The organism is Actinoallomurus spadix (assembly GCF_024055725.1).
Lineage (GTDB): Bacteria > Actinomycetota > Actinomycetes > Streptosporangiales > Streptosporangiaceae > Actinoallomurus > Actinoallomurus spadix.
Genome location: NZ_JAMXMX010000053.1, coordinates 1 through 17,648, shown reverse-complemented (window position 1 = coordinate 17,648; position 17,648 = coordinate 1). Strand labels below are relative to the sequence as shown.

13 protein-coding genes and 1 tRNA gene are annotated in these 17,648 nt (G+C 71.6%); 5 read left to right on the top strand and 9 right to left on the bottom strand.

From position 1 onward, the window contains the following. Positions 1-197: 197 nt before the first annotated feature. The 4 genes from NE235_RS36710 to NE235_RS36695 form a co-directional block, all read right to left on the bottom strand. On the bottom strand, positions 198-2,777 hold the full coding sequence (locus NE235_RS36710) for an FAD-dependent oxidoreductase (RefSeq protein ID WP_252811466.1): 2,580 nt from the start codon (positions 2,775-2,777) through the stop codon (positions 198-200). After that, on the bottom strand, positions 2,774-4,000 hold the full coding sequence (locus NE235_RS36705; RefSeq protein WP_252811464.1) for an alpha/beta fold hydrolase: 1,227 nt from the start codon (positions 3,998-4,000) through the stop codon (positions 2,774-2,776). The genes NE235_RS36710 and NE235_RS36705 overlap by 4 nt, the downstream gene beginning before the upstream one ends. 89 nt (positions 4,001-4,089) lie before the next feature. Next, positions 4,090-6,945 carry a helix-turn-helix transcriptional regulator gene (locus tag NE235_RS36700; RefSeq protein ID WP_252811462.1) on the bottom strand — a complete coding sequence of 952 codons (2,856 nt, stop codon included), beginning with the start codon at positions 6,943-6,945 and terminating at the stop codon, positions 4,090-4,092. Positions 6,946-7,180: 235 nt separating this feature from the next. Then, positions 7,181-7,648, bottom strand: a complete 468-nt coding sequence (locus tag NE235_RS36695; RefSeq protein WP_252811460.1) for an ATP-binding protein — start codon at positions 7,646-7,648, stop codon at positions 7,181-7,183. A 743-nt stretch (positions 7,649-8,391) separates the two neighbouring features. On the opposite strand from NE235_RS36695, the gene NE235_RS36690 reads away from it, so the two are divergent. Both NE235_RS36690 and NE235_RS36685 read left to right on the top strand, forming a co-directional pair. Further along, a complete protein-coding gene (locus tag NE235_RS36690) occupies positions 8,392-9,288 on the top strand; it encodes a TNT domain-containing protein (RefSeq protein ID WP_252811458.1) in 897 nt (298 codons plus the stop codon). A 5-nt stretch (positions 9,289-9,293) separates the two neighbouring features. After that, complete coding sequence (locus NE235_RS36685) at positions 9,294-9,689, top strand: hypothetical protein (RefSeq protein WP_252811456.1); 396 nt, start codon at positions 9,294-9,296, stop codon at positions 9,687-9,689. On the opposite strand, the gene NE235_RS36680 is transcribed toward NE235_RS36685, so the two are convergent. Both NE235_RS36680 and NE235_RS36675 read right to left on the bottom strand, forming a co-directional pair. After that, positions 9,668-10,345 carry a response regulator gene (locus NE235_RS36680; RefSeq protein ID WP_252811452.1) on the bottom strand — a complete coding sequence of 226 codons (678 nt, stop codon included), beginning with the start codon at positions 10,343-10,345 and terminating at the stop codon, positions 9,668-9,670. The genes NE235_RS36685 and NE235_RS36680 overlap by 22 nt on opposite strands. Further along, positions 10,342-11,967 (bottom strand): sensor histidine kinase, encoded by a 1,626-nt coding sequence (locus NE235_RS36675; RefSeq protein ID WP_252811451.1) that lies wholly within the window; start codon positions 11,965-11,967, stop codon positions 10,342-10,344. Before NE235_RS36675 ends, NE235_RS36680 begins: the two co-directional genes overlap by 4 nt. Before the next feature lie 134 nt (positions 11,968-12,101). On the opposite strand from NE235_RS36675, the gene NE235_RS36670 reads away from it, so the two are divergent. Both NE235_RS36670 and NE235_RS36665 read left to right on the top strand, forming a co-directional pair. Then, positions 12,102-13,493, top strand: coding sequence for a cation:dicarboxylate symporter family transporter (locus NE235_RS36670; RefSeq protein WP_252811449.1), 1,392 nt, complete (start codon positions 12,102-12,104; stop codon positions 13,491-13,493). A 119-nt stretch (positions 13,494-13,612) separates the two neighbouring features. Next, positions 13,613-13,686: transfer RNA gene (locus NE235_RS36665), tRNA-Ile, on the top strand. A 34-nt stretch (positions 13,687-13,720) separates the two neighbouring features. On the opposite strand, the gene NE235_RS36660 is transcribed toward NE235_RS36665, so the two are convergent. Together NE235_RS36660 and NE235_RS36655 are read right to left on the bottom strand one after the other, a co-directional pair. After that, positions 13,721-14,563, bottom strand: coding sequence for an LLM class flavin-dependent oxidoreductase (locus NE235_RS36660; protein ID WP_252811447.1), 843 nt, complete (start codon positions 14,561-14,563; stop codon positions 13,721-13,723). 96 nt (positions 14,564-14,659) lie between these two features. Further along, complete coding sequence (locus NE235_RS36655) at positions 14,660-15,589, bottom strand: alpha/beta hydrolase family protein (RefSeq protein ID WP_252811445.1); 930 nt, start codon at positions 15,587-15,589, stop codon at positions 14,660-14,662. Positions 15,590-15,746: 157 nt separating this feature from the next. On the opposite strand from NE235_RS36655, the gene NE235_RS36650 reads away from it, so the two are divergent. Continuing rightward, positions 15,747-16,334 (top strand): TetR/AcrR family transcriptional regulator, encoded by a 588-nt coding sequence (locus tag NE235_RS36650; RefSeq protein WP_252811443.1) that lies wholly within the window; start codon positions 15,747-15,749, stop codon positions 16,332-16,334. An 86-nt stretch (positions 16,335-16,420) separates the two neighbouring features. Here NE235_RS36650 and NE235_RS36645 read toward each other — a convergent pair whose 3' ends face one another. Next, positions 16,421-17,071: a choice-of-anchor C family protein gene (locus NE235_RS36645; RefSeq protein ID WP_252811441.1), complete on the bottom strand. Its 651-nt coding sequence runs from the start codon at positions 17,069-17,071 to the stop codon at positions 16,421-16,423. Between the last annotated feature and the right edge of the window lie 577 nt (positions 17,072-17,648).

Here is a 17,648-nt window from a genome sequence, read left to right as displayed (position 1 = left end):
GCCCCGCGCCCGTCTCCACCGCGCCGACGGCCGGTGCGCCCGGCCGCCGGCCCGCCCGCCACTCGGCCCGCCCCCCGCCGGGCGGGCCGAGTGACGTGACGTGTCCATGGCCACGACACCGCGGCGGAATCGTGGCGACACTCCCCGTCGCGGGATCCCGGCCGCCGCGTCGTGGGGTCCCTTTTCGTCCCGCGTCGCTAGGCCGGGCTCGGTTCGTTGCCCGCCGCGGCGCCCTCGGACTCCGCCGCGCCCTGGGACGCGGCGACGATCTCTGCGTCCGCGACGGCCGCGCCGTTCGTCACGGCCTGCGCGTTCCTGGTGGTCTCGGCGGGCGCGGCCGGTGAGTTCGCGGTGACGATCTCGGGGTTCGCGACGGCCTCGGCGGCCTGGAGGCCGTCTTCGGCGTCCCGGGTGTGACCGTTGAAGATCTTGGGGCGGTAGACGTCCCAGAGCTCACTCAGGAAGAAGTGGCCGAAGCGCTCCAGGGCGGGCAGACCGTCCGGGCCCTCCGTACGGAAGGTGGTGAGCTGCCGGGCGAAGTCGTCCAGGCCCAGGCGGAGGATGCCGGCGCCCGCGATGGCCGCGTCGTCGTCGCAGCCCTCCATCACGTGCCCCTCGAAGACGCGGAAGAACAGCGTCGTGGTGTCCGGCCAGACGCGCGTCGCCGCGCGGTGGCGGATGTCCTTCCACCCGGAGAGGGTGCGGGGCCGGCCCGTGGAGTCGGTGAAGTGCAGGCGATACCGCATGAGCTTGCGGTCCGGCGCACTCCCCGGACAGAACAGGTTGAACCAGCCCCGCTGGATGTGACACCGGCCCCCGCAGACATCGGCGTCGATCCATCCCTCGGCCCGTGCCGTGTGCCCGGGCTCCTCCAGGAAGCGGTCCACGTCGTCGACGGTGATGGTGAGCCGGAACCCGAGTCGATGCCCGTGCTGCCGGCCCGCCTGCTCCCCCGCCCCGGGAGCGTGCTCACCCTCGGCGTAGAACCCCTTCATCTCCTCGGTGAACGACAGCGACGTGCGCTCCGCGGCACCCCTGCCGACCTCGGGAACACGCGTCGTGTCGTTCACCGCCCCTCCGACCGGGCGCGTCCCGTGAGCGCGCCCGGCGTTCTCCAGCAACCGCGTGCACATCCGGTCGGACAGCGCCGCGATCGTCAGTGACGGGTTCGGCCCGACCGCGCCGGGCAGTGCCGCCCCGTCCGCGATGTACAGGCCGGGGAACCCGTGCACCTCCCCGAACGGATCGCAGACCCCCTCGGCGGGGGTACGCCCCATCGGTGCCCCGCCCCCCGGGTGCACCGTGATGATGCGCTTGCGGAACCAGATCGGGTTGTCGGCGTAGGTCGCACCGAGCACGGCGGCGATCCGCTTCATCGTGGAACGCAGCCGCGCGAAGTACTCCTCGCTCGTCTTGGTCGTCCAGTCGGCGTGCAGCCGCCCGCCGCGCAGGCGCAGCACGCCGTCCGGGACGTCGCGGCCCATGCCGAGCAGCGGCAGCGAGCTGACCGACACCGCCCCGTCGCCGATCAGCTGGGACAGCTCGCTGGACATGTTGGTGTCGGGCGCGCCGGAGATGAACGAGACGAACCGGTCGACCATCAGGCGGACGACCCGCGCGACCTCGTGCGCGACGTCGGCCTGCTCCACCATCCAGCCGACGAAGTCCGGGTAGCCACCGTCCTCGATGTAGGCGCCGCGCCCCGCGCCCGGCACGCCGTCGACCTCGTCGGGGAGCCGGATCGCGCTGGTGATCGTCGGGCCGCGGCTCGCGTCGAGCGGCCGGATCCGGTCCCGGTCCTTGGCCCGCAGCAGGAAGGTCAGCAGGTCACCGTTGCCGGTGAACCGGGTGCCGAGCGCGTCGCTCAGCCCCGGGAACCGTTCCTTGTCGCGCAGCAGGAGGTGCGTCGTGCCGTACGCGCCGGCGGCCAGCACCAGGCGGTCGCAGGAGATGGTCCGCGGCTCCGGTCCGCGCGCCTTCGTGAGGGGGTCGTGCCGGACGTAGTCGACCTCGTAGCCGCCCTCCGGGCGCGGCCTGATCCCGCGTACCTCGTGCAGAGTGCGCAGGTCCGCGCCGTGGTGCTTGGCGGCCGACAGGTACGTGTGGTCCAGGCTGTTCTTGGACCCGTCGTTGCAGCCCAGGTAGCACTCGCCGCAGAGGCGGCAGGTGTTGCGCGGCACGCCGTGCAGGTTGCCGAACGAGGGTTCGGCGATGGGCAGCCCGAGCCCGGGCTCGGCCCCCGGCGTCGGTGCGAAGCTGACCGCCAGTGACGGCAGCTGCCAGTCGAGCCCGAGCTCGGCCGCCGCGTCCTGCATCGCGTGGGCCTTCGCGGTCGTCGCGAAGGAAGGATGGTCCAGCGGGTAGGGCGTGCCCCCGAGCATGCCCTCGACCGCGTCGTAGTGCGGGTCCAGCTCCGCGCGGCTCACCGGCCAGGTCTCGTACCCGCCCCCGGGCAGCGCCTGCTCCTCGACGAACCACTTCTCGTCCTTGCGGAGCAGGACGTTGGCGTAGATCAGCGAACCGCCGCCCAGGCCGCTGGAGACGACCGAGTCGAACCCCCGGAAGGCCCAGACGTCGTACAGGCCGTACAGCCCCTCGGCCGGGTCCCAGAAGGCGCGGCTCATCTGCGCCGGGGTGCGGGCGAAGGTGCCGGGCGGGTAGTCCTGCCCCCGTTCGAGGACCACCACCGACAGACCCGCCTCGGCCAGGCGGTAGGCGGCGACGGAGCCGCCGAAGCCGGAACCGACCACGACGACATCGGCGTGCTCGGAGTTCATGAATCCTCCTTCGTCGGAGGGGTGACCAGAGGTGCTGCGCTCATGGGCTCACTCGCTGCGCTCGCGCGCGAATCCTCCTTCGTCGGAGGGGTGACCAGAGGTGCTGCGCTCATGGGCTCGCTTGCTCGCGAGGTCTGCCGCTGCAGGAAGTCGAGGATCTTGGGGAAGACGTCCACGTGGGCGTTCTCGCCGATGAAGGGGTCGATGTGGCCGTAGCCGGGAAGGGAGGCGAACTCCTGCAGCCCGGGGCGAACCCGCTCGAGTGCCTCGTGACAGGAGGCGTTCGCCCCCGGGAAGACACGGTTGGCGTCACCCGACAGGAACAGGATCGGGGTGGCCACCCCGCCGGCCCGCGTCAGGTAGGCGTCGGGCAGGGCGGCGTGGCGAGGGTCTGCCGGGTCGTACTTGACCGCCTGGCCGGCCGCCACCATCTTGCGGATGTGCCGGAAGTAGTGCACTCCGGTCGGGCCGAGCAGGTCCGCGATCCGCTGATGGGTGACGGGCGCGAGGTTCTCGTGCTCGTACAGGGCGGGATGACCGCTGCCCCACATAAAGCTGATCATGTGGCAGTCGCGGACGTCGCACTCGCGGTGGAACAGCGAGACCATGCGGGAGACCATCCAGCCGCGGGTGAGCGGCGGCGCCGCGCCGAAGCGCGAGTCGAGGTACGACAGGCCGATGAGGTACTCCGACAGACCCGGGCCGGCCGCGAGCTTGCACCGCGACCAGGTGGGCACGCGCGGGGTCAGGGAGACGCTGTTGCTGACGAGGCTCGCGACGCCGTCCAGGGCACCGCCGAACAGGCTCATCGAGAACGACACCGACCCGAGGCAGTGCGCGATCACGTGCACCCGCCGGTTGCCGACGTGCCGGCGCAGCTCGCGCAGGGCCGCCGGATGATCCCAGGCCGCGATGTCGTCGAGCGTGTAGCGGTGCGTCTCGGCGTCGTACGGCAAGCGGGAGCTCATGCGGAAGTCGAGCGCCCACACGTCGGTGAACCCGTTGTCCAGCAGGACGGTCACCAGGTTCCGGTGCTCGGGCATGATGAACATGTCGATGGACGCCGTGAGCCCGTGCAGCAGGAGCACGACGTCGTCGCAGTCCGCACGGCGGAAGCGCGTCAGGTTGAGACCGAGGCCGTCGTCCGTCGCGAACGGGTGCACGGACACCTCGGCTCCGGTCACACCCTCGAGGGTGTATCGCGCCGGAACACGATCCTCCATGCCGTTCACCTCCCTGCCTCCGCACACACGATGGCAGGCGCGCGGGTGCGTGCGGCATCGTGGTAAACCCTGATTTCCCCCTACGGGGACTAAGGGTTCTGGTTCAGCGCGCTGACGATACCGACACGCGACGACACACCGAGCTTGGCGAAGATGTGCGACATGTGCGTCTCGACCGTCCGGATGCTGAGGAACAGGCGTTCGGCGATCTGCTGGTTCGTGCATCCCTCGGCGACGAGCGTCGCCACCTCGAACTCCCGCGGCGACAACCCGTGCGGGCCGCCCGCCCGGCGGGTCGCGCCCGGTACGCGGACGCCGACCCTGCGCTGCGCCTGCACCGCCTGGGCGTGGAGGGTACGGGCGCCGCAGGCGGTGAAGGTCTCGGCGGCGGCGCCGAGCTCGGCCCGGGCCTGGGCGCGTTCACCGGCCGCGGTGTAGGCGATCCCGGCGCGGAGCCGCGCCCGCCCGGCGTGGATCCGCATGCCGCCCTTGTCGAGGATGGCGGCCGCGGCCTGGGCCTGTTCGGCGGCCACGTCCGGTGCGGACGCCGTCAGCGCGTGCGCGCGGGCCAGCATGGCGAAGCCGCCGTTCGTCTCCAGACCGGACCGGGCGAGCACGTCGGCGCGGTCCGCCCAGCCCGTGGCGTCCTGCGGCCGGCCGCGGGCGGCGTCCACGTCGGCCAGCGTCTCGCAACAGGCCATCAGCGTGCCGGGGTCGAGCTGGGGGTCGTCGAAGTCGCCGCAGGCGGCGATGAGCTCCTCGGCGCCCTCGTCCAGTCGCCCGGTGTGGATCAGCGCCATTCCGCGGGCGTACCGGGCCATCGCGGCCCACCATTCCCCGCGGCCGAGTCTCAGGCCGGCGAGCTCCTCACCGAGGCGTACGGCGGCCTCGTGGTCACCGGACCAGCTCGCCGCCAGGCACTGCTGCGTCATCGCGAAGCCCAGCGACTCGTTCGAGCGCAGGAGGCGGGCCACCTCGGCGGCCTCCTCGGCGGCGGCCGCCGCCTCCTCCAGCCGGCCGAGGATGGTCAGCGTCTGCGCCTGACCGGCCATGATGTGCGGCAGCATGGAGCTCTGGCCGGTGTCGCGGGCCACCGTCAGGAACCGGCCGAAGTGCTGCAGGGCGTCGGCGTACCGGCCCATCATCAGCTCCAGCCAGCCCAGCCAGATGTCCGTGTCGAGCCAGTCGGCGAGGTGGTCGTCCGGCGCGACCGCCATGAGATCGGCGGCCTTCGTCGCGTAGCGGGCGGCGTCGTCGATCAGCCCGGCGGCGTAGGCGGGCATCGGGCGTACGGCGGCGACCGCCAGCACCAGGCTGGGCTCCCAGCCGTCCGCGCTCTCCGGCATCAGGTCGAGCACGGCCTGCGCGGCGCGGAAGTCGCTGCGCATCAGGCTCTCGGTCACCAGCCGCACGCGGAGCTCGACGGCGGCCGGCGCCTGGGTGTCGGGGATCCGCCGCAGCTCGTCGAGGAGGAGCGCCCGGGCCTCGTGCGGCCGGTCGAGCTGGCGTTCCATGATGCCGCACAGCCGCGCGGCCCGGGCACGGCGCGGGAAGTCGTCGGGCGGCAGCAGGCGCAGCAGCTCCCGTGCGGTGTCCTTCCCCTCGGAGATCCGGCCGCTGACCGCCTGCGCCCGCGCGAGCTCCAGGAGCAGCGCCAGCCTCATGTCGGGGGTCTCCGGGACGAGCCGCAGCGCCTCCTCCAGCCAGTGCGCGGCGGTCGCGGGAGCCTGTGCCGCGACGGAGCGGGCCGCCTCGACGAGCGTCGCGATGGCGGCCTGGTCACCGATCCTGGCGGAACGCTCGACATGCGGGGCCCGCGCCCTCGCCGGGGCGCGCAGGTCCGCCAGCCGGTCGGCGATCCGGGCGTGCACGGCGTGCCGCCAGCCCGCCGCCGCGGACTCGTACGCCGCGTGCCGGACGAGCGGATGCCGGAACCGGAACCGGCCCGATGCCGCCGGCCGCACGATGTCACGGGCGACCAGCTCGTTGATGGCCTGCAGGGTGCGGTCCTCGGACGTCTCGGCCGTCACCGCGACGAAGGCGGGTTCGAACTCGTCGGCGGCCACGGCGGCGGCCTGCGCGACGAGCAGGGCGGTGGCGGACAGGCCGCTGAGCTCCATGCCCAGCGCCGCGCGCACGGCCGGGGGCAGCTCGCCGATCTCCGCCGGCTCGCCGGTGCCGTCGAGCGTTCCGTCGCTCGTTCCCATGCGGGCCAGCGCGTCGAGGTAGAAGGGGTTGCCGCCGCTGGCCTCGTACAGGGCCCTGCGGCGCGCGCGGTTGACCTTCGGGCCGAGGAGCTCGCCGACCTCGGCCTCGCTGAGCGGATCCACCGGAATCCGTGTCGCGATCTCCATCAGCGCGGCCAGCCGGGGCGAGGACTGGGCCGGCCGGTAGGCCACCGACACGAGCAGCCGTCCGCGCGGCGGGTGACGCGCCAGGTGGTCGAGCAACTCGACCGTCGCCTCGTCGGCCCAGTGCACGTCGTCGAGGATGAGCACCAGACCGTCGGGCGCGGCCAGCTCCTCCAGCAGCCGCCGGACGGCGCGGTACAGGTGGTACCGGCCGGTGGCGGACGCGATCGCGTTGACATCGGCGGTCGCCGTGACGGAGAGCGCGGGGAAGATCGTGGCCAGTATCCCGGCCGCCGATGCGCCGAGCCGGTCGGGCAACTCCTTCGCGACGGTCTCCAGGCGGTCGTCCAGCGCGTCCAGCACGGCGCCGAACGGCATCTCCTCGAACTCGGTGGCCCGCCCGGACAGAACGGGCAGCCGGCGCCGGGCGGCCTCGGCGGCCAGTTCGTCGAGCAGCCGCGTCTTTCCCGCGCCGGGGTCTCCGGCCAGGCCCACGAAGGCGAAGGCGCCGTCACCGGCGTCGTCGAGGAGCGTTTCGAGGCCGTCGAGAACGTCGCGGCGCCCGACCAGCGGGGGGTTGATCTCACCCGTCATGTCGTGCCCGCCGCCGACGATGCACCGGTCGAGGCGCCGACATGACGATCCATACCGTTTCCTTGAGGTGGCGGTACTTCGCGACCCAACTGACCCGAGAGGTCGTCGACGGTAGTTTACCGAGACAGGCCTTCCGGCGTCCTCGTCGGAGTTTCGGGCTTCACCTGGTCAACGACAGGTCGGGGTCCGGGTGATCAGATTGTTACCCCGGCGGGCATGCCGGCGAAGGAGATTCTCACGCCTGCGGGACGGTGAGGGCGGCCCACACCGCCTTGCCGGCCCGGGGCAGGGGTGTCCAGCCCCACGTACAGCTGAGGGCTTCGATGACGTGCATCCCGCGGCCGTTCTCGGCGATGTCGCACGGGTCGCGTACGAGGGGTTCCTGGCGGCTGGCGTCCGCGACGACGCACACGACCAGCGAGCCGTGGCGGACGAGGGTCAGCCTGATCGGCCGGTCGTCGGTGGTCACGAAGCCGGCGGGCAGGCCGTAGCGCAGGGCGTTGGTGACCAGTTCGGAGACGATGACCGTCGCGTCGTCCGCCAGGTCGGCCAGCCCCCAGGCCCGCAGCGTGGCGATCGTGAACTCGCGTGCCATGCCGGGGGCGGCGCCGTTGGCCCGCAGCGGGCACATCGCGTCCGGTGAGTGGCCGAACACCGAACCGTACGCCGCGAGCTTGGGCAGCACGTAAGCGCTGTCGCGCACGCTCGCCGGAGAGGGGGTCTCCTCGGCGAACTCGTGCCTGGTAGAGGTACAGCTCGTGCGATAGGGGGGCATCTGGCGGCCTCCAGACGACTCGGGCGGGCCGAGTAGGGCTTGATCGGCTATCTTCCCCCGCCCGGGCGCTGGATGCAAGAACTGATGCACAATCAAATGCACGTGCAAATGCGCGTCCCAAGCGCACCTCACGCCCGATCGGCGACCACCCGCCGCAGTCGCCCGGGCCTGGCAGGGCGCCGGCCGGGTGCCGCCCACGACGGGGTGACGCGCCCTGCCCCCTCAGGCGTCGTCTCCTCCGAGGCGTCGTGTCCCCTCCCCGGCGTCGCGTCCCCTCCAGATGCCGTGTCCCGGACGGTCCCAGCCCGGGGGCCGCTCCCGCTTCCGTACGGAAAGGGCGGTGACGTGTGTGGCGCCGTTTCCTCCGGTCGGCCGTCCGTGCCCGAACGCGTCCGCGGATATGGCACCGAGCGCTGCTCGCCGGAATTCCGGTGAATTCCGCTCGTAGCCTTTGCCGGTCGATTGCCGCGGGCGGTGATCTTCTAATTGAGCGGCCGGGTAATCACTCAGCGGCGAACGACCGCGGACGCGGTCCGGAGTGGCCTATTCCAATTCCCGGCATACGCCGCCTGCGGTGCCGCGCGCCGTAGCCGAGGACATATCCGGACCAAGGGTCGACTCGCCGAAGTCAGTCCCCGAAATGGGGGACCGGTGACGTAATAGGAGAGTCGATGCAGTTCTCGCGACAGCCGGCACGGGGTTTCCGCCGAGGGGCGGCCGCGGCCGCGACGCTCGGTCTCACGGTCGCGCTCGCCATGTCCACACCGCCCGCCGACGCGGACACCGCCCGTCCCGACACGGTGTCCCCGGGCGTGCCCTGCGTCTCCGCGGACCCGCTGCACCCGTCCGTGGCGAAACAGAACGACTGCGTGCCCTCGGCGGTCGCCTCAGTGCCGGGTGGATCGGACGGCGTACCGCCCGCCGAGGTGATCCGCGGATCCGAGGAGGAAGAAGAAGAGGAGACCGGCCAGGAGCAGCGGATACGGCACCGCCGCCCGGTCACCCCCAGACCGGCGCGCCGGGTCGTATGCGGGCCACCCTTCGTCAGGGGAAATCCCCTCCTCGGCCCCGTCTTCCTCCCGCGAAAGGGACTCATCGGCTCGCTGCTCTTCCACTACATCCGTTATGGCGGGTTGACGCCGGAGCAGTTCCTCGCCAAATACCGGTCCGCCACCGGCTGGATCTTCCCGCCGGACGACGGATTCGCCCGGAACAGCCAGGGGCAGTTGCTGCGCTTCAGGCTGACGCTCTTCCCCACGCAGTACATCGACCGATTCGGTAACGAGTTCGGCCGCTTCCTCGGCGCCGGCGGGACCTGGTTCATCGAGCGCGCGCTTCCGCCGGACAGCCTGAACACCCCGGCGGACGACCCGGCGCACGTCTGCAACTACCACCTCTACCGGGTCCTCAAGTCGTTCGACGTGGACGGCGGACCGGCCGCGCCCTGGTTCGAGCAGCCGGGCGGAGGCCTGCAGTACGCCATCAACCCCGCCTATCTGCCCGCCGGGGCGACCGCGCCGTTCATCCCGTGGCTCGTGGACCACGGGTTCCTGAAGCGGGTCATCTGACGAGCGTGAACCGACGGGAACTCGCGGCGACACTGTCCCGCGCCGGTCTCCGGGAGTACCAGATCCAGGGCGTGCACGAGCCCGACCGGCTCCCGGAGGCCTTCCCCTATCTCCGCGGGGAGGCGGGGCGATGGGTCGTCGGAATCTGCGAGCGCGGCGCGTACACGCCGATCCGTGACTTCCTCGAGGAGGACACGGCCTGCCGCTTCTTCCAGTCGCTCATGCGGCATGCCACGCCACCTCCACCGCCGACCGGGATCCTCGATGAGGAGGCGCCCGGCCTGCTGGCGCGGATGGAGCGGTGGGGACGGGCGGCATGGGCCGAGTACCGGCGGGCACGGCGCCGTTCGGGCGGAGGTGGTTCCGGCCCGGCCGGACCTCATCCGGGAGACCAGCGGTAGTGCAGCTCCGGCCGGCCGACCTGGCCGTACCGCGGGGTCCGTATCGCCTGCCCGCCGTCGACGAGATACTCCAGATAGCGGCGGGCGGTGATACGGGACAACCCCGTGGCGGCCGCGACCGCACCGGCCGTCAGGCCTTCCTCCGCGGTGCGCAGGGCGGCCGTCACGGTCTCCAGCGTCGAGGCGCTCATCCCCTTGGGCAGCGCGGGCCGGTCCGCGCTCCGTAGCGTGGCGATCGCCCGGTCGACCTCCTGCTGGTCGGCCGCCTGGCCCGCCCCGGTGACCGTCGCGTGGAAGCGCGCGTAACGCTCGAGCTTGGCACGGAGCGTGGCGAAGGTGAACGGCTTGAGGAGATACTGCACGACGCCGATCGAGACCGCCGCGCGTACGGCGGTCAGATCACGGGCCGAGGTCACGGCGATCACATCAGCCAGGTTCCCGGCGGCACGGAGCCGCCGGCAGAGCTGCAGCCCATGACAGTCCGGCAGATAGAAATCCAGGAGCAGAAGATCGGCCGGCCGCCGCTCCAGCGACCGGACCGCCTCCGCCCCCGAGTGCGCGACGCCCACGACCTCGAAGCCGGGCACCCGCTCGACGTACATCCGGTGCGCGTCCGCGGCCACCGGATCGTCCTCGACTACGAGGACGCTGATCATGCCATCGCCTCTCGCGCCAACGGCAGTGTCACGGTGAACACCGCGCCGATCTCCCGGCCCACCTCGACCCGCCCACCGTGGCGGGCGGTCACCTGGGCGACCAGGGCCAGCCCCAGGCCGCGCCGGGCCGGGCGAGTCCCGTCCTTCGTCGACCAGCCGCGATCGAAGATCTCCTCCACCGCGTCCGCGCCGACACCGCCGCCCGTGTCGGCGACCCGGAGCAGCAGCCGGTCACCCGAGACACGGGCGGTGACGAACACGCGGGGGGCGTCGCCACCGGCCTCCATGGCGGCGTCGACGGCGTTGTCGATCAGGTTGCCCAGGATCGTCACCAGGTCGCGGGAGCCCAGCGTCTCGGGGATCATGCTGTCGCCGATCTCGGTGTCCGGTGTGACGACCAGTTCGACCCCCCGCTCGTTGGCCTGCGCGGCCTTGCCGAGCAGTAGTGCCGCCACCACCGGCTCCGCGACCGCGCTCACGACCCGGTCCGTGAGGCGCTGGGTCAGCTCCAGTTCGGCCGTGGCGAACTCGATCGCCTCCTCGGGCCGTCCGAGCTCGATGAGCGAGACCACCGTGTGCAGCCGGTTGGCCGCTTCATGCGTCTGGGACCGCAGCGACTCGGCGAATCCCCGTACCGAGTCGAGTTCGCCGCTGAGCGCCTGCAATTCGGTGTGGTCCCGCAGGGTCACCACGCTGCCGAGGTCGCGCGTGCCCGAGGTGACGGCCGACTTGTTGACCACGACGACGTGCTCCCGGGTCACGTGGATCTCGTCGACGCACGGGCGGCCGGAGGAGAGGCAGGCCCGCAGGCTCTCCGGCAGGGCCAGCTCGCCGACCTCGCGTTCCTCCACGTCCTCCGGCAGGCGGAGCAGTTCCCGGGCGGCGCCGTTGGCGAGGGCGACCCTGGCGTGCGGGTCGAGCAGGAGCAGCCCCTCCCGTACGGTGTGCAGGATCGCGTTGTGGTACTCGTACATGCGGCCGAGCTGCGCCGCGTCCATCCCGTGGGTGTGTCGCCGCAGCCGCACGTTGACGAGGTACGTTCCGGCACCGCCCACCGCGAGCGCGAGCAGGGCGAGCAGGATCAGCGCCAGCAGTTGGTCGCGGACCTGGCGATCGAGGATCCGCACCGTGATCCCCGTACTGACCAGCGCGACGACCCGATGGCCACGGTCGAACACCGGGGAGACGCTCCGCACCGACGGCCCCAGCGTCCCGGTGAAGGTCTCGGTGAAGGCACGGCCGGCCAGCGCGGGCTCGGTGTGGCCGAGGAACGGCCGGCCGATCATCCGCGGGTTGGGATGGGTGTACCGGATGCCGGCCGGGCTCATGATCGTCACGAAGGCCACTCCGGTGTCCCGCCGAACCTGCTCGGCGTACGGTTGCAGCGCTCGCGACGGATCCGGGCCCACGACGGCGGCGACCACGGCCGGTGAGTCCGCGACGCTCGAGGCGACGGCCGTCACCCGCCGCCGCGCCGACTCCTCCGTGCTCCCCGCGGCGTGCAGACAGGCGAGCACCGCGCCGCCGGCGACGACCGCGGCCACCACGATGATCTGCATGACGAAGAGCCGGCCGGCCAGGCTCCAATGCCGTCGACCCGCAGGCAGGGAGACCCATCGCATGGAGGCAAGTGTGCACCGCAGGTTCCGATGATGTGAACGACCGGCGTCCGTGAACGAAATGAACGCAACCGTGACTCGGGCCACATACCTGCGCATAGTCCTGGCAGATCTCCCCCGCTGAGAAGGAGCCGGACATGTCTGCCGAGGCCCAGGGCCGTGCGCCCGGACGACGCCGCGAACGCACCCATCTGCTCTATCTGACGGTGCTGGCGGCCGTGATCGCCGGCATCGTCGTCGGCCTGGCCGCCCCGAAGTTCGCGGTCGAGCTGAAACCGCTGGGCACCGGCTTCGTCAACCTCATCAAGATGATGATCAGCCCGATCATCTTCTGCACGATCGTGCTCGGAGTCGGCTCGGTGGCCAAGGCGGCCAAGGTCGGGGCGGTCGGCGGCCTCGCTCTCGGCTACTTCCTTCTGACCTCCACCGTCGCGCTGGCGATCGGGCTCATCGTCGGCAACCTGCTGCACCCCGGCGCGGGCATGCATCTCACCGCGGCGCTCCGCCAGTCCGGTCACGCGCAGGCCACCGGGGCGAGCGAGGGAGCCGTCGACTTCCTGCTCGGCGTCATCCCGAAGACCCTGCTGTCGGCCTTCACCGAGGGGCAGGTCCTGCAGACGCTGCTGATCGCGCTGCTCACCGGCTTCGCCCTCCAGTCGATGGGCCGCTCCGGCGTGCCGATCCTCCGCGGTATCGAGCACATCCAGCGGCTGGTCTTCCGGATCCTGGCGATCGTGATGTGGGCCGCTCCGGTCGGCGCGTTCGGCGCGATGGCGGCCGTCGTCGGCGCCACCGGCGTCGACGCGCTCAAGAGCCTCGCCGTCATCATGGTCGGCTTCTACCTCACCTGCGCCATCTTCGTCTTCGTCGTCCTGGGCGCGGTGCTGTGGCTCGTGGCGCGCGTCAACGTCTTCTCGCTCCTGCGCTACCTCGGCCGTGAGTTCCTGCTGATCGTCTCCACCTCGTCCTCCGAGACCGCGCTGCCGCGCCTCATCGCGAAGATGGAGCACCTCGGCGTCGGCCGGTCCGTCTCCGGCCTCACCGTCTCGACCGGGTACTCCTTCAACCTCGACGGCACCGCCATCTACCTGACGATGGCGTCCCTGTTCATCGCCACCGCGACCGGCGCCCCCATGTCCGTCGGCCAGCAGATCTCGCTGCTCGTCTTCATGATCGTGGCCTCCAAGGGCGCCGCCGGCGTCACCGGAGCGGGCCTGGCCACCCTCGCGGGCGGACTGCAGTCCCACCGGCCCGACCTGGTCGACGGTGTCGGCCTCATCGTCGGCATCGACCGCTTCATGTCGGAGGCCCGCGCCGTCACCAACTTCGCCGGCAACGCGGTCGCGACCGTCGTCATCGGGACGCTGACCAAGGAGTTCGACCGCGACCGCGCACGCGAGGTCCTCGCCGGACGGGCGCCGTTCGACGAGACGACACTCCTGGACGACCGGCGGCCGGCCGAACCCGGCGCCGTGCCCCCGCCGGCGGCGCCGGGAGACACGGCGACGCCCGCCCCGGCGAACGCCTAGAGCTCTGGGACGGGCCCTGGCGGCCGACCTTTCGGCGGTGCCCGCGCACTCGGCTGTGTCCGAGTTGCGCGGGCGTCTGCGGGCAGGCAAGGTAGTGGGGCTTGGTACTCGCTACCCTCGGGGCGGTAGCTCAGCCGGTTAGAGCAGGGGACTCATAATCCCTTGGTCGTGGGTTCGAGTCCCACCCGCCCCACCCGACGGAGCATCGGCCGCCGAGACAGGGCGGCCTAGGCCGGCGTGGTGACGAGTTCATCGACGACCCACCGCGCGACGCCGGCGGGGTAGGGCGCCGGGAGTCCGAGGACGACGTGCTCGAAGCCGGCGGCGACCGACTCGGCGATCGCCTCCCGGGTCGCCTGCGGCCGGTCGTAGGAGACGGGCAGGTGGATCGAGCGGGTGATCGAGGCGGGGTCGCGGCCGATCTCGGCGCAGTAGCGGTCCAGCAGCGCGCTGCGGCGGACGACGCCGTCGATGTCGCCGCCGGGGATGTTCCACAGGTCGGCGTGTTCGGCGACGACACGTAGCGTCGCGGACGACCGGCCGCCGATCAGGATCGGCGGGTGGGGGCGCTGGACCGGCTTGGGGCTGCCGAACGCCCCGGTGAGCCGGACGTGGGCACCGTCGAAGTCGAACGGCTCGTTCTCGGTCCACAACCGCCGGATGGCGGTGCACGCCTCGGAGAGGCGCTCCACCGAGTGGGCGAAGTCGTGGAAGGGCAGACCGTGCGCCTCGTACTCGCGCCGGGCCAGCGGGTGGCCGGGACGTGAGCCCGCGCCGATGCCGAAGTCGAGCCGCCCGCCGGAGACGATGTCCACGGTCGTGGCGATCTTGGCCAGCATCGCGGGTGGCCGGAAGCGGTTGCTGGTCACGAGGAGACCGAGACGCAGCCGCCGGGTCTGGGCGGCGAGGGCGGAGAGCAGCGTCCAGCCTTCGTAGGCCGGTCCGTCCGGGTCACCGCCGATGGGCATGAGGTGGTCGAACAGCCACGCGTGCTCGATCTCGGGGATGGCGTCCGCTTCCTGCCAGACCCGCAGGACGTCGTGGTAGCCGACCTGCATGGGGGCGGTCATGATTCCGATGCTCGGCATGGGGGCCGGTGATCCTCTCGGGTGATCGGGGGTCGGCCGCCCGCCCCGCCGGGGGCGGGCGGTGCGGTTCGCGGCTCATCACTTCGACTCGATGCGGCCTATCGGGGCGGCGCTCTCCGACAGCGACCTCCGCGCCGCGGCCCAGCCGGCGTCCTCGATGCCGAGCGCGTGGCGCAGGTAGGCCGACGTGACCCGCTGGACCAGGGCGATGCGCTCGGGGTCCTCGTCCGTCGTCTCCTTGATCTCGTAGCCGGCGACCCCGCCCAGCGAGTGCTCCGCCCCGAACAGGGTGAGCAGGCTCTTGGGCCTGGGGCTCAGGAGGTAGCCGTCCGTGAACCACTCCGGTCCCCGGACGGTCAGGGCGGACTGGTCCTTGTCGCCCGCGACCATCAGGGCGGGCGCGGTCATCTCCGCGAAGTCCGGGTTCATGAAGGAGAGGTGCTCGGCTGCGAACGGTGTCAGGTCGTCGCCGCCGGTGCCCGGCAGGGCGAGCAGCACCCCGGCCTTGATCCGCGGGTCGGACATGTTCTCGCCCGGGACGCCTTCGGCGCCGATGACCCGCGCGCCCAGCAGCATGCTCGCCGTCTGGGCGCCCCAGGAGTGCCCGGCGACGGCGATGCGGTCCCGGTCCAGGCGCCCGGCGAGGCCGGGAAGGGAGGACTCGATGAGGTCGAGGTGATCGAGGATCCGCGTCAGGTCCTCGACCCGGATGCGCCAGATCTCCGAGTAGCGCGGATCATCGGGCGTGACGTTCAGCGTCCGCGAGTCGAGGTGGGTGGGCTGCACGACCGCGAAGCCGTGGGCGGCCCAGAAGTCGACGAGCGGGGCGTAGCCGTCCATCGACTGGCCGAATCCGTGGGAGAGGACGATGACGGGCAGTTCGCCGCCGGTGACCGGGGCCCATACCCGTACCCGCAGGTCCTCGCCCCGGCCCGGGGCCGGTAGCACCACCGGGCGCAGCGAGAGGACGGGAACGGGCGTGCCGGCGGCTTCTTCGAGGTGACGCATGGGGATCTCTCCGTGAGAAGTGGCGTGAGCGGTGATGCCCGGCATGGTCAGGAACGACGCGGCCTGGCATCATGGAAGTAAGCGGATCGACGTTCCGCTAAGGACGATACGGAACAACGTTCCGGATGGCAAGGCGAGTGACGGAGGTAACGGCGCAGTGGCCGACACCGGGAGCGGGCCGGGATCACCGGCTCCTCGCAAGCGGGCCGATGCCCGGCGCAACCAGGAGATTTTGCTGGAGGCGGCGGCCGCGGCCTTCGTCGCCTCCGGCGTCGACGCGCCCGTGCGTGACATCGCGGCCAAGGCGGGCGTCGGCGTCGGCACGATCTACCGCCACTTCCCGACACGGGCCGATCTCGTCGTCGCCGTGTACCGGCACCAGGTCGAGGCGTGCGCAGAGGCGGGCCCGGCCCTGCTGGCGGACGCCGACTCGCCGCATACCGCCCTAACGCGGTGGATCGATCTGTTCGTCGACTTCCTGGTCACCAAGCACGGCCTCGCCGAGGCGCTGCAGTCCGACGACGCCGCCTTCGCGACCCTGCACGCCTATTTCCTCGACCGCCTCGTGCCCGTCTGCGCGGAGCTGCTCGACGCCGCCGCCCGGGCGGGGCGGATCCGCTCCGACATCCAGGCCCTCGAACTCATGCGGGCCGTCGGCAACCTCTGCATCGGCGCCGGCAAGGACCCCTCCTACGACGCCCGTCGCATGGTCGGGCTCCTCCTCGCCGGCCTGCGCCTCCATTGATCCGGGTCTCGTCGTCTTCCCGGAGACGCCGAAAGCCCCGTGACGGCCTCGGAAGTGGTCGTCGCGGGGCTTTCGGCCGGCGAGTGTCAGATGTGGCCGAAGCGGCAGTCCATCGGGTGGGTCGGGGTGATCGAGACCCCGTCGACGACCGGGCCGAAGGCCCCGGCGGTGGCGCTGCCGAACGTCAGGGTGACCGAGGAGCCCAGGGCGCGGAACCTCAGTCGCTGGGATACGTATCCCATGTCCGCACGGGTCTTGCCGGTCGTGTCGAACGCGAAGTTCCGCTGGCTCGATGAGTGGCCGAAACCGCGCTGCGCCACGCGCACATAGCCGCGTTTGAGCGCGGGTCCGCCGTCCGGGTTGCCGGCGAGCGAGAACGTGAGGTTGTAGCAACCGCCGAGACGGGTCGGGACCGACTGCTCGATCGCTCCGGCCATGTCCCCGTCGAGGTCGATGGACTGGTTCCCCTCCGCGGCCTGCCAGAAGCCGGAGCCGATCACGTCGACGTTCCCGGAGACGACCCGCCAGGCGCCGATGTCGCTTCCGCCGGTGAAGGTCGTGAAGCCGTTCGCGGGTACGACCGGGTTCTCGAAACCGCCGTTGGAGAAGGCCGACATCGGGGCGACCTGGGCCTGGGCCGGCCGGGCGGCGGTCATGCAGACGGCGAGGGCGGCCACCGCCGGAAGCGCGGTGACCGTTCGCGTGACGCGCGGACTGAGGGTCGATGGAAGCGCCATTGCCTCTCCTGATTCTCGGCGTGGTCTGTACGCGGCGTATCGATCCGCCGGAATGGAACCGGACGGGCTGATCAGACGCGCCGGTTCACTCAATGTAATCAAGTGATCTTGTTCTGTACTCGAGTGAACGCGCGTTGGGCGGGATATCGGGGCTTCCTTGCCCGCGGTTTACGGCCCGGCGCCGGCCGGTGCGCCGACGGGTCCGGTGGGGTCGCGCGTGGCCCGCTTCGTTTGGCCGGATGTGGTCAGATGGGAACGTAATAGTCTGCTACGGGATAGGCGTCGCGCCGATGGCGGGCCGGTGGGGGCATTGCCGGCCGGACGCCGTGCCCGCGCAGTTCGGAATGGGATTCCCCTGCGCATCTCCGTTCCCGGCGATCACCGCCGGTCACGTCCGGATCGGGCCGAGTGTGCACCGGGCTCGAAGTTCTACGCGGTTTCGTCGAGGCGACGCTACTTTGAGGGTTGTATCCGTCACTGCGCGTGGGACACTGGGCGGATTCCGGTGTCCTGAGGGGAGCGCATGATCGGTTCTGCGCCTGATGGCGAGACTGCCGTGAGCAGCATGTTCGGTCAT